9 protein-coding genes are annotated in these 11,628 nt (G+C 72.8%); 2 read left to right on the top strand and 7 right to left on the bottom strand.

What is annotated here, in order from left to right:
- A partial coding sequence (locus tag ACI79Y_RS16200) for an N-acetylmuramoyl-L-alanine amidase (RefSeq protein ID WP_457159472.1) occupies positions 1-1,581 on the bottom strand: 1,581 nt, incomplete at its 3' end.
- 293 nt (positions 1,582-1,874) lie between these two features.
- On the opposite strand from ACI79Y_RS16200, the gene ACI79Y_RS16195 reads away from it, so the two are divergent.
- Entirely contained in the window at positions 1,875-3,392 is a 1,518-nt protein-coding gene (locus ACI79Y_RS16195; protein ID WP_457159471.1) for an LCP family protein, read from the top strand.
- Positions 3,393-3,462: 70 nt separating this feature from the next.
- On the opposite strand, the gene ACI79Y_RS16190 is transcribed toward ACI79Y_RS16195, so the two are convergent.
- The 6 genes from ACI79Y_RS16190 to ACI79Y_RS16165 are packed head-to-tail and all read right to left on the bottom strand — an operon-like array spanning position 3,463 to position 10,641.
- Positions 3,463-4,203 (bottom strand): glycosyltransferase family 2 protein, encoded by a 741-nt coding sequence (locus ACI79Y_RS16190; RefSeq protein WP_457138922.1) that lies wholly within the window; start codon positions 4,201-4,203, stop codon positions 3,463-3,465.
- A complete protein-coding gene (locus tag ACI79Y_RS16185; RefSeq protein WP_457159470.1) occupies positions 4,203-4,970 on the bottom strand; it encodes a glycosyltransferase family 2 protein in 768 nt (255 codons plus the stop codon). Before ACI79Y_RS16185 ends, ACI79Y_RS16190 begins: the two co-directional genes overlap by 1 nt.
- Positions 4,958-7,183, bottom strand: a complete 2,226-nt coding sequence (locus tag ACI79Y_RS16180) for a lysylphosphatidylglycerol synthase domain-containing protein (protein ID WP_457159469.1) — start codon at positions 7,181-7,183, stop codon at positions 4,958-4,960. The genes ACI79Y_RS16185 and ACI79Y_RS16180 overlap by 13 nt, the downstream gene beginning before the upstream one ends.
- On the bottom strand, positions 7,183-7,761 hold the full coding sequence (locus ACI79Y_RS16175) for an HAD family hydrolase (protein WP_457159468.1): 579 nt from the start codon (positions 7,759-7,761) through the stop codon (positions 7,183-7,185). The genes ACI79Y_RS16180 and ACI79Y_RS16175 overlap by 1 nt, the downstream gene beginning before the upstream one ends.
- Positions 7,762-7,813: 52 nt before the next feature.
- Entirely contained in the window at positions 7,814-8,296 is a 483-nt protein-coding gene (locus ACI79Y_RS16170; RefSeq protein WP_457159467.1) for a GtrA family protein, read from the bottom strand.
- Entirely contained in the window at positions 8,293-10,641 is a 2,349-nt protein-coding gene (locus tag ACI79Y_RS16165; RefSeq protein WP_457159466.1) for a hypothetical protein, read from the bottom strand. The genes ACI79Y_RS16170 and ACI79Y_RS16165 overlap by 4 nt, the downstream gene beginning before the upstream one ends.
- Before the next feature lie 170 nt (positions 10,642-10,811).
- On the opposite strand from ACI79Y_RS16165, the gene ACI79Y_RS16160 reads away from it, so the two are divergent.
- Positions 10,812-11,615: a TIGR03089 family protein gene (locus tag ACI79Y_RS16160; RefSeq protein ID WP_457159465.1), complete on the top strand. Its 804-nt coding sequence runs from the start codon at positions 10,812-10,814 to the stop codon at positions 11,613-11,615.
- Positions 11,616-11,628: the final 13 nt, after the last annotated feature.

Raw genomic sequence — 11,628 nt, 5'->3', positions numbered from 1 at the left:
CTGGTCCACCACCGGATACCCCAACGAGCCGTACTCCCAGCCCGACACACCCCACCGATCCCGCACCGCACCCGACACCACGTGCGCACCCGAGGACTGCGACCAGTACACCGACCCCCGCTGGAAGTGCGCGAAGGCGCCGTCCCCGGCGGAGAGGGTCGTGACGTCGGTGACGGGGTAGCCGACCGCGGCCCGCTCCCAGCCGAGCGAGGCCCACTTGTCGCGCACCGGGCCGCGCAGGATCCGCGCGCCGGTGGTCGGCGAGGCGTAGATCGACCCGTTGACGTAGTGCGCGAAGGCGCCCGAGCCGTCCGGGGTCAGGGTCGGCGGGGTCGTCTGCGCGCCGAGCAGCGTGCGCGCCGCCGGATCGGAGTCGTACCGGTTCCGGACCAGCCAGATGGACGACGTCCCCAGGTCGGCCACCCGGTCCCGGATCTCGGCGAGCCGGGCGTAGCCGTACCTGCCCGGGCACGCTGTGGACCCGACGTCGCGGTGCCCGAAGATCGTCGGCAGCGTGACCGAGGCGCCGGCGGCGTACCGCGCGGTGCCGCCCCCGCTCGACCGGAGCGTCGTCGTCGCGCGGGCGTCGATGCCGAACAGCGAGAACTTCCAGCCGATGACCGCGACGACGGCGTCGACCGTGACCTGCGGCACCGGTACGACGTCGTAGTTGCCGAGCATGGAGACGCCGAACGTCGAGGTGTTGAAGCCGCCGGCGTGGGCGCCCATCACCGTGCTCGCCAGGCCCCCGAAGCGGCCCTCCCAGAGGCGCCCGAACTTGTCGACGATGACGTTGTAGCCGATGTCGCCCCAGCCGAGGCTCACCGTGTGGTAGCGGTAGATCGACCGCATGATCGCCGGGACGTCCGGCGCCGAGTAGCTGTTGGAGTCCGCCGTGTGGTGCAGCGTCGCCGCCTTGATCGTCGACGCGTACTGCGGGTCCCAGGTGCGGATCCGCTCGTCGGCGCCCCACTGCGCGCGCGAGTAGATCGCGGGCATGGTGGCGGCGGCGTGCGCGGTGTCGGTGATCTCCGGGTCGTCGAGCGCACCGTCCGCGGGGCTGCTCCCCGGGTCGATCAGGTCCAGCGCGACGTCGGTGGGCTGCGCACCGGAGCGGGTGACGAGCTCGACCTCGACACCGGTGCCGGGGCCGGTCCACAACGGGCTGGTGCCGCTCCGCAGCTCCGCCCCGGTGCCGACCGCCTGCTGGTCGGCCGTCTCCGGCGTGACCTCCGTCCAGGTCCCCCAGTCACCGTCGGCGTCCCGCACGCGGACCTGCACCACGGTGTCGGACACCTGCGGGTCGAAGGCCCACGTGACGCCGACCAGCGAGAACGGTGCGGTGTCGGTGCGGGTGAGCGAGAGCGTCGGCGCGGCGGCCGGCACCCCCTCGACCGGGACGGTGGTGCCCTCCTGGACCTCGACCTCCGGCGCCGGCTCCTCGACCGACCCCAGCGGCACCTCGTCGCTGGAGGTGACCACCGGCTGGGCCTCGGGTCCCTCCTCGGCGTAGACGGGGAGCACCAGGAAGGTGCCGGTGAGGAGGAGGAAGGCGATGAGTCCGGTCAGGATGCGGCGCACGGGCGGGTCCTCCGGTGAACGGTTGCTCGGTCGGCCTGGTGCTGCCGACCGCTTGCTCCAGAGACCATCGGCCCCTGCGCCGGGTACTTGAGCCGGACACGCCCACGGCGGTCCCGGCGGGGAGCCCACTGGGACCGGTGGGACGTCTGGGGTGGACACGTCGGGGGGGGCTCGTCCACAGCGGCCGGCGCACACAGCCGCGCGTCGTAGAGTCCGACGTGATCGCGCCGCTGGACGACTGCCCCCCCGGGGGGCAGTGCACCGACGTCGGCACCTCGACGTGAGGACACCGCATGAGCACAGACGACGGGCGCCGCCGGACTCCCCCGTCTCGCGCACTGCCGCCGCGCCTGGACCCCCGGGCGGGCCGGGCACCGGGCGGCCGGGTCACCACGGACGGTCCCGGTGACCGCCGGCTGGCCTGGACCGGGCGGGTCGTGGCGCTGGCCGTCTCCGTCGTCGTGCTGGCCACCAGCGGGTGGGGCTGGTACCTCGGCCGGGTCGCCGACGCGACCGTGAACCGCACCGACGCCATCCCCAGCGACGGCAACGACGAGACGGTGCGCACCGGCGAGGCGATGAACCTGCTGCTCGTCGGCAGCGACAGCCGGGCCAACCTCACCGAGCAGCAGCTGGTCGAGCTGCAGGCCGGCGAGGACTCCGGCCTCAACACCGACACGATGATCCTGGTGCACGTCCCGGCCGACGGGTCGAAGGCGTCGTTCGTCTCCTTCCCCCGCGACTCGTACGTGCAGATCCCCGGGTACGGCAAGGAGAGGCTCAACGCCGCCTACGCCTACGGCCGGATGAACGCCCCGGACGGCGCGTCCGAGGAGGCCAAGAACGCCCAGGGCGCGCAGCTGCTGGTGCAGACCATCAACGGGCTCACCGGGCTCCAGATCGACCACTACGCCGAGGTCGACCTGCTCGGCTTCTTCGAGCTCACCTCCGTGGTCGGCGGCGTCGAGGTGAACCTGTGCGAGCCGGTGGACGACTCACGGTGGTCCGGCGCGGTGTTCCCGGCGGGCGTGCAGACCATCAGCGGCGCCGACGCGCTCAAGTTCGTCCGGCAGCGGCACAACCTGCCGCGCGGCGACTTCGACCGGATCGTCCGCCAGCAGGTCTTCATCGGCGGGGTGCTGCGCAAGATGCTGTCCGAGGACGTCCTCCTCGACCTGGGCAAGCAGCGGGAGCTGGTGCGGGCCGCCGCGGACTCGCTGACGGTCGACCAGAACCTGAACCTGCTGCAGCTGGCCCAGCAGATGCAGTCGGTCACCGCCGGCGGCATCGAGTTCCAGACGGTGCCCAATCTCGGCACCGCCACCGAGGACGGGAAGTCGATCGTCCAGCTCGAGGACACCGACACCCTGCACGCCTTCTTCGCCGAGCTGAACGCCGAGCCCGAGCCGCCCGCCGACGCCACGGCCGAGGCACCGGCCCCGGTCGCCCCGGCCCAGGTCACCGTCGAGGTCTACAACGGCTCCGGCATCGGCGGCCTGGCCGCCAGCGCGGCCGGCGAGCTCGAGGGGGCCGGCTTCCCGGTGGCCGGGACCGCCAACGCCGACTCCTCCGACTACTCGGTGACCGAGATCCGCCACGCCGCGGGTGACGAGGGCCTGGCGGCCACCCTGGCCGCCGCGGTCCCCGGCGCGGTCACCAAGCAGGTCGCCGATGCCACCAGCGGCACCGTGCAGCTGGTCCTGGGCTCGGACTTCAACGGGATCGGCCAGCCGGTCACCGCCCAGCCGGTCACCCCGAGCACCCCGGACGAAGCACCGCGCACCGCCGCCGACACCACCTGCATCAACTGAGCCGTCGTCGGCGCCCGGGCAGGGCGCCGACGACGGCTCGGGTCGACGGCGGTGCACCGGCCGCGGCGGCTCAGACGGGTGCGCCGGTCTCCTCGAACGCCGCCAGCTCCTCCGGTGTGCCGAAGCAGTAGAAGTCCCCGCGGACCAGGCCCACCCGGCGACCGGAGCCGATCAGCTCGTTGAAGACCAGGGAGACGTAGTACTCCGGCATCGCCGCGTCGATCTGCCGGGCGACGAGCCGCTCGGCCGCATCGAGGAACACCCGGGCCGAGGTGAAGGAGTAGACGCCCATCAGCGCATCGGTCGAGATCGCCTGCTTCTCCGCGGTGCGCGTGACCAGACCGTCGGCGCCCACCTCGGCGAAGCTGTAACGCGGCAGGTCGGAGTGGAAGGAGAGCAGCAGCCCGTCGACGTCCTGGCGCTCGACCGCGGCCTGGAGCACCCGGAAGTACTCCGGGCTGTCGAAGGCGATGTCGCAGTCCATGATCACCAGCGGCTGGTCCGGGTCGAGCCGGTCCCGCGCCTCCAGGCAGGTCTCCACCGCCCCCCGGGTGTCGTGGTCGAGCAGCACGATCTCCGCCGACGGCTCCACACCCCGGACCCGGGCGGCCAGGTCGAACTCCCGGTCGTTGTCCTCCCGGACGACGACGGTGACGGACTTCTCCCCCTGCCAGGGGTCGAAGGAGCGCAGCGCCCGCTGGAACATCGGCACCCCGCCGACCTCGATCAGCGGCTTGGGCGTGGTGATCCCGACCTTGCGGAACCGGGTCCCCAGCCCGCCCATCGGCATCAGCACCTGCAGGGTGGCCATCACTGCACCTCGTCCCACTCGTAGTCGCGCCCCTCGACCGGCTGGGTCGTCCGGCGACCGAGCCGCCACAGCGCCAGGTTGCGCAGCGCGGTGCGGAAGACGTTCCAGTTCCGCGCGTTGGAGACCTGGTCCTCCTCCCGCCAGGTGATCGGCACGAAGGCGAACCTGACCTTCCGGGCGACCAGGTCCAGGATCAGCTCGTAGTTGAACGTCAGCTTGTCGGCGAACCGCAGGTAGGTGGCCGGGTCCAGGTCGCGCAGGGCGAACAGGTTGAGCCCCGAGCCGAGGTCCTCCAGCCGGCGCAGCGTGACCACGCTGTAGACCGCGTTGAGGACCCGGTTGCCCCAGACCCGCTTGGCGTCGTAGCCGTGCAGCCGCGACCGGCGGCTGAACCGGGAGCCGAGCACCGTCTGGGTCTCCGGGTGCGCCTCGGCGTGGTCGAGCAGCAGCCCGACCTCGGCGCTGCTGGCCTGGTTGTCGCCGTGCAGGATCACGACGTGGCTGTGCCCGGCCCGCCGGGCGTGCTCGAAGGCCACCTTGTGGGTGCCGCCCAGGCTGTTGTTCTGCCGGTTGCGGAAGACCCGCAGGTTGGGCAGGCGACCGCTCCGGCGGTACTCCAGCGCACGCTCGAGGGTGTCGTCGGTGCTGCGGTTGTCGATCACCCAGATCTCGCGGACCCGGCCGGCCACCTCGTCCGTGATCTCGTCGAGCACCCGGCCGATCTGCGGCGCGCAGTTGTACGCGGGGATCGCGATCACGGCGTCCACGGCTGGAGCACCTGCCCTTCTCTCGGCTCCGTGCCGAAGATGTCGTCCACCCGGTCGTCGCGCCGGGGCAGCTCGTACTGGTCGATGAAGCGGTTGAGCGCGAGCACGCAGACGCCGTAGTACTTCAGCGCCGTCCCCGGGTTGATCACCACGCGGTGGGTGAGCATCCGCCCGTAGAACAGCCCGACGTGGAAGTAGACCGCACGCTGCTCGGCCGGGCTCAGGTACCGCGGCATGATCGTCGTGCTCACGTGGTCGGCGAGCTCGGCGTACCGGGCCGACCGGCTGTCCCGGAAGACGATCTCCGGCAGCTCCCCGGCACGGCCGAGCAGCACCGGCGTCTCGTCCTCGTTGAGGAACTCGTAGCCGTACTCCAGCGACTGCAGGTGCCGGGCGAAGTCGATGATCGGCCCGCGCACCTGGTTGTCGTCGGAGGGGTCGATGACCAGCACCTCGCGGCTGCTCATGTCCACCAGGATGTTGTCCACGGTCAGGTCGCCGTGGATCGCCGTCGACTCCTGGTAGGTGGCGAGGTCGCGCCAGGCCGCCTCGCTCCCCCGGATCCGCTCGATCACCCGGTCGACGTTGTCGTACTCCCGGCCGTTGACCACGATCCGGTCCCCGCGCATCGCCTCGGCCAGCGCCTCGTGCGAGCCGGCGGCGGCGCGCAACCGGCCGACCAGCCGCTCGGCGACGTAGTCGTCGCGCAGGTCGGCGTGGTCGGCCAGCGGCGCCACGTCGTAGACCCGGTCGTACATGTAGGCCCACACGTCGCTGAGCTTGGCCGCGCACTCGGTGAAGGAGTTCTCGTGGACGTACTCGAACAGCGGCACGCTGGAGGGCCGGTACTCCAGGTCGATGCCGTAGAAGTCCGGCGCGTGCTCCTCGCGCAGCACGGTGACCAGCTGCTCGTGCGAGCTGCGCGCGGCCAGCCAGTCGTACTGGTTCTTCAGCCGGTGGGCGTGCTCCAGCGGCACCATCTTCTTGACGAACAGCTCGGTGCCGTCGGTGGCCAGCAGCGTGACCGCGTTGGAGCCGCCCTTGAAGAAGCGGACCAGGCTCACGTTGCCGTTGACCTCCAGCCGGTGCATGACCTGGCTGAGCTCCTGGCGCTGGAAGTAGGCGTCCAGGAAGTGGGTCATCGACCCGGAGATGTCCTCCTCCCGGCCGAGCTTGTTCACGTACCGATCGGCGGGAGCGGGCTGTACGCCGGCCAGCGGGTCGCTGGTGCGGCGGGCCCAGTTGACGAAGAGGGCGACGACGGCGACGACGAGCACCGGCACGTTGGTGAACGCCCAGGCTGCCGCTGCGAACACCGCGACCGACGGGCCGTCCAGGCCGCTGCTCCCGAGGAAGGACGTCGCGTCCGCCAGGTACCTCCCGGGGTCACCGTTGCCGAGGCTGGGGCTGACCACCGCGGACGGTGCGGCCGTGGCCAGCGCAAGGTCCCGGCCGGTCAGCGCCGGGAAGACGGTCAGCGCCACCAAGGCCGCGGCCGCGAGGTAGCAGGCCCAGGACGCCAGCGCGAGGACGCCGTAGCGGGCGAGCTGACGACGCTGCCGAAAGAACCGCTGGAAGCCGAAGATGACCGACCAGATCTTGAACCGGGCCCGGTTCTCCAGGTCGTTGTTCAGCCAGGCGGTCGCCTGCCAGGCCAGCCGCATGAGGACGGCGTTCTCCCGGACGAGGGCGGCGAATGAGGCGATCAGCGCGACCGCCACGACCAGCGCCACCGTGGCCAGCTGGGCCACCCCGCTGGTCGGCACGCCGACCAGCGAGATGAACAGCAGGAAGGCGACCGACACCAGCACCACGTCGATGAGGCGCTCCAGCACGACCGCCAGCAGCGTGTACAGGAAGCTGATCCGCACCGTCTTGGCGACCAGGTACGCCCGCACCACCTCCCCGACGCGGAGCGGGAAGACCACGTTGAACAGGTAGCCGATGGTCAGGTGCCGGAACTGGCCGGCGAGGCTCCCCCGGCGGACGTTGTCCAGGGGCACCTTGGTGCGCGCCGCACGCAGCATGTGACCGGCGAGCTGGACCACCGAGGCCACGCCGAGCACCGCCCAGTCACCGCCGGAGAGGCCGTCGGCCAGCCGGCTCCACACCTCGGTGAGCGAGGACCAGCAGACCGCGGTGAACACGGCGAGGGAGACCAGCGCGACGACGATGAGGACCAGTCGACCGCGGGAGTATCGGGGCTGCGACATCAGAAGTGGGGCACCTCGAGGACGGGGAGGCCGGCGGCGAGCGCGGCCGCGCGGCCGGTGGCGGAGTCCTCGAAGGCCAGCGCGTGCGCCGCCTCCACCCCGAGCAGCTCCAGCGCCCGCAGGTAGCCCTCCGGGTGCGGCTTGCTGCACGTGACCTCGTCGCCCCAGACGACGACGTCGAAGAGCGGGGTGAGTCCGTGGGTGTCGAGGATCTGCCGGCCGTTACCGGACTTCGCCGTGCTCACCAGCGCCGTCCGGTGGGTCGGCGCGACCAGCCGGAGGAAGGCGACCAGCGCGGTGTTGGCGCTGGTCCGGTCCAGCAGGTCGGCGTAGCGACGGCTCTTGGCCGCCCGGATCGTGTCGACCCCTGCCTGGTCGATGCCGGGCAGCAGGTCGGGGATGAAGTCGCGCGAGTCGCGCCCCCACGTCGTCTCGAACTGCGCGGCCGTCAGGTCGTACCCGGACGCGGCGAAGGCGTCCCGGTAGGCCAGGAAGTTCGCCTCGCGCGTGTCCACCAGCGTCCCGTCCAGGTCGAACAGGAGTGCCCGCACGGTGCCCGCCGTCCCACCCACGTCCACGAAACCCTCCTGTAGCCCTTCCTCCCCCTGGCCCGTTCGCCGCATCAGGTGGTCACCCCACCCGTCGGGGCCGCACGCCGTCCTCGCTGCCCTCGGTGGCCGGCCCGTCCGGCGCGGGTGCCGGCCCGGCGCCCGGGACGACGGCCGGCGGACGCTGCCGGAAGAGGACCTTGCTGACGCCGAAGTTGGCTGCGAACGAGAACGGCAGCGAGACCAACTTACAGGCGAAGGGCGCCCACCCCGTCGTGGCGTGCAGGAGCTCGATCAGGACGGAGAAGCCCAGGATCGAGGTCACGTACCAGGCGACGAACAACAGGAACGACGAGCGCGACCGCCCGCCCTGGAACGCGTACTTGGTGACGAAGAGGTAGACGACGACCACGGCGCAGCCGGCGCTGACGGTGTTGGCCAGCCAGGGTGCCGCGCCCAACCGGATGCCCAGCGCGAAGACCGACAGGTCGACGGCGAGGCCGAGGCACGAGCCGAGCAGGAACTGCAGCAGCTGGTGCAGCTGCGCCCGCAGACCCCCGCTCACGCGGCGACCGCCCGTTCCCCGGCGGCGGACGCGGCGACGGCGGGTCCGCCCCGGCGGCGTCGGTCGGCGAGCAGCGCGGTGAGGACCGCGCCCGCGGTCAGCACCCCACCGGCGACGAAGGCGGGCACGAGCACCTGCTCACCGACGGGCACGTAGGAGATCTCCAGCCGGGCGTCCTGCAGCCCGGCCGGGAGCTCGATGCTGAGCACCGCGTCGTCCAGGGAGCCGACCTCGACGGGCGCGCTGTCGACCGTGGCGCGCAGCCCCGGCCAGAAGGGGATGCGGGTGGTCACCGTCCCGGGGGACGAGCCCGTGCTGACGGTGTAGACGTCCATCGGCTCCTCACCGTAGGCCAGGCCGGAGTCCCCGGGCTGCTGGGTCACGACGACGTCCTGGGCGGCGGTCACCCGGCCGGGGAGGTCGTCGCGCCGTTCGAAGGCGTCGAACTCGCCGACGCGGCCGGCCGGGGTCCACGTGGCCTCGAAGTGCGCCCGCACCGCCTGCGGGACGGTGCCCAGCAGCACCCGGTCCGAGGAGAGGAGGTCGACCCACGCCCTGCCGGTGCCGGGCGCCGTCGCGAGCAGGTCCGCCGGTCGGCCGCAGGTCGAGCCGTCGTAGTCGCGGCACCAGTGCTCGTTCACCCCGCGGTGCCAGACCGCCAGCGAGCCGCCACCGGTGACGAACTCGGCCACCAGGTTGCCGTTGCCCCGGAGCACCCCACGGGTCCACCCCATCGCCGGACCGAAGTCGGAGGTGATCACGGTGGCGGCGCCGTCGGTGACCAGGGAGTTGGCCCGGTAGTCGGCCGCGGTGGTGCCCAGCTCGCGGCCGGATGGGAGCGAGCGGAACGGACCCTCCGTCTCGGAGGTCGCCCCCTCCAGCACGTCTGCCCGCTCCTGCACCGAGAGCATCATCCCGACCCCGAGGAAGAGCGACCCGGCGCTGAGCACCACCAGGGCACCGGCCGCGACCGTCGCCCAGGGCGGACGCCGGCGCAGGGCGACGACGAGGCACACCAGGGCGACCACGGCCAGCACCCCTGCCAGCACGTGCCAGCGCACGAAGAGCGGTGCCCGGAACCAGGCCAGCAGGGCCTGCGCCCCGACGATGAACAGCGCCAGGCGGAGCCGCTTCCGCTCCAGCGCCGGAGCCGCCGTCACCGCGATCAGCGCGAGCAGCGGGAGCAGCACCTGCACGATCACCAGGTACCGGAACGGGTAGCGGAACACCGACACGGTCGTCGGCAGCTGGGTGAGGACGACCGCCAGGACGTAGACGGTCAGCGCCGTCAGCACGCCGGGGTGGCGCAGCGCCGTCCGCCAGCGCACCAGGGCCAACGCCGGCAGCGCGACCACCAGCGTCGCCATCGCGGGCACCACCTGGACCGCGCCGGTCCAGGCGTTGGTCTGCCCCATGAGCGTGGCGCCGCCGAGGACGACGTCGGCCAGGTTGGGCACCCCGAACCCCGCGTTGCCGATGACCGGCTCCGCGCCCTGGCGCGACATGTACGGGGAGAGCTGGACGGTGCTGAGCAGCGTGGGCAGGGCCACCGCCAGCCCACCGAACAGCGCGAGCAGGCGAGCGGCATCCGCCAGGCCGAGCAGGGCCCGCACGGACCCGGCGGCGCGCACCCGCTCGGCGGCCTGGGCCACGATGATGGCCAGGGCGAAGAAGAGGACGTAGGGGTTGCCCGAGGTCAGCAGCGCCCAGGTGGCCAGCGCCAGCACGACGACGCCCCACCAGCGTCGCGTCGCCAGCCCCCACCAGAACCAGGGCAGCCAGGCGACGCTCCACATCAGCGGCCACCACGAGCTGCCGTACCAGAGGAAGAAGCCGCTGGAGGCGATCCCGATCGCGCCGGCGACCGCCAGCGGCCGCCGGACCCCGTGGTGCCGCAGCAGCACGAGCGCGCCGGAGCCCAGGCCGAGCACGCAACCGCCGCCGAAGAGCCAGGACATCAGCAGCAGGTCGTCGGTCTGTGCGGCCAGCGCCTGGAGCCCCCAGTGCAGCGGGTCGAGCGCGCCGTACTGCATGTCCGCGACGAGGTTGCCCGCCTGGCCCAGGTCCGGGTCCATCAGGGGTGGCCGCCCGTCCTGCTGGTTCCGGCCCATCCACCAGGTCATCGGCCCGAACTGGGACTGGGAGTCGTCGAGCCAGAAGAAGCGCGGGGCCAGCTGGTGCAGCACGAGGAGCTGCACCACCTGCAGGACCAGGTAACCGCCGTAGGTGGCCAGCCCGAGCAGCCACCCCGCGGTGCGGCCCCGTCCGGGGCCGTCGGGGGCCCGTCTACCGGCGCGCTGGGCGACTGCGGAGGCGCCGCCGGGCGCAGCGGTCTCTGTGGTCATCTCCTCGGCCTCCCGGTCGGGCGCGGACCACCGGCCCGCACGACGAGCCCCGGCCACGGACGGCGACGGCTTCGCTCTGCCCGGGGCGACGCCGCCCCTCGGCGCTCGACTGTAGCTCCGGCCGGCAACCGATGGCGGGAGCCGGGGTGGGCGGGTGCCACGCTGTTCGCGTGACCCACACCCCTCCCAGCGGCCCCGCCGACCTGCTCACCGCCCGCGTCCGGCGCGACCCAGCGGCGCCGCTGATCACCTGGTACGACGACGCCTCCGGCGACCGGGTCGAGCTGTCGGCGACCACGCTGGCCAACTGGGTGGCGAAGGCGGCGAACCTGCTGCAGGAGGAGTTCGACACCGCCCCCGGCAGCACCGTGGCGGTGGCGCTGCCGGTGCACTGGCAGACGGCCGCGGTCCTGCTCGGCGTCTGGAGCTGCGGGGCCGCGGTGCTCGACACCGCCGTCGAGGACGACGGCCGGCTCACCGACGCCGACGTCGTGCTCGCCGCCCAGGACCGGCTGCCGCCGCTGGAGGAGCAGGGGCTGCCCGAGCTGCTGGGCCTCTCGCTGCACCCGCTGGGCATGGGGATGACCGGCTACGCCGGGCCGGCCCGCGACTTCGCGCTGGAGGTGCGGGGGCAGGGCGACGTCTTCACCCCCTGGCAGCCGGTCGACGCGACGCGGCCGGGCCTGATCGCCGGCGGGGTGGAGCTCACCCTCGGCCAGCTCACCCGGACCGCCGAGGAGCTGGCCGCGCGGCTGGGCCTGGCCGCCGGCGACCGGGTCCTGGTCGACGAGCGGACCGCGACCGAGGCCGGCCCGGTGGCCTGGCTGCTGGCGCCCCTGGCGGCCGGGGCCTCCCTGGTGCTGGTCCACGACGCGGCTTCCGCCCAGTTGCAGAGCCGGGCCGAGGCCGAGCGGGTCACCGCTACGCTCGGCACGAAGCTCGACGGGATCCGCGAGCTGGGCCACCCCGTCTGACTCCTCCGCCGGC

The organism is Modestobacter sp. SYSU DS0875 (assembly GCF_054050915.1).
This window is presented reverse-complemented; position numbering and strand designations above follow the sequence as displayed.

Coding starts and splice junctions, on each gene's coding strand:
- ACI79Y_RS16195 (WP_457159471.1), top strand. CDS start 1,875: ATGAGCACAGACGACGGGCGCCGCCGGACTCCCCCGTCTCGCGCACTG.
- ACI79Y_RS16165 (WP_457159466.1), bottom strand. CDS start 10,641: ATGACCACAGAGACCGCTGCGCCCGGCGGCGCCTCCGCAGTCGCCCAG.
- ACI79Y_RS16190 (WP_457138922.1), bottom strand. CDS start 4,203: ATGGCCACCCTGCAGGTGCTGATGCCGATGGGCGGGCTGGGGACCCGG.
- ACI79Y_RS16180 (WP_457159469.1), bottom strand. CDS start 7,183: ATGTCGCAGCCCCGATACTCCCGCGGTCGACTGGTCCTCATCGTCGTC.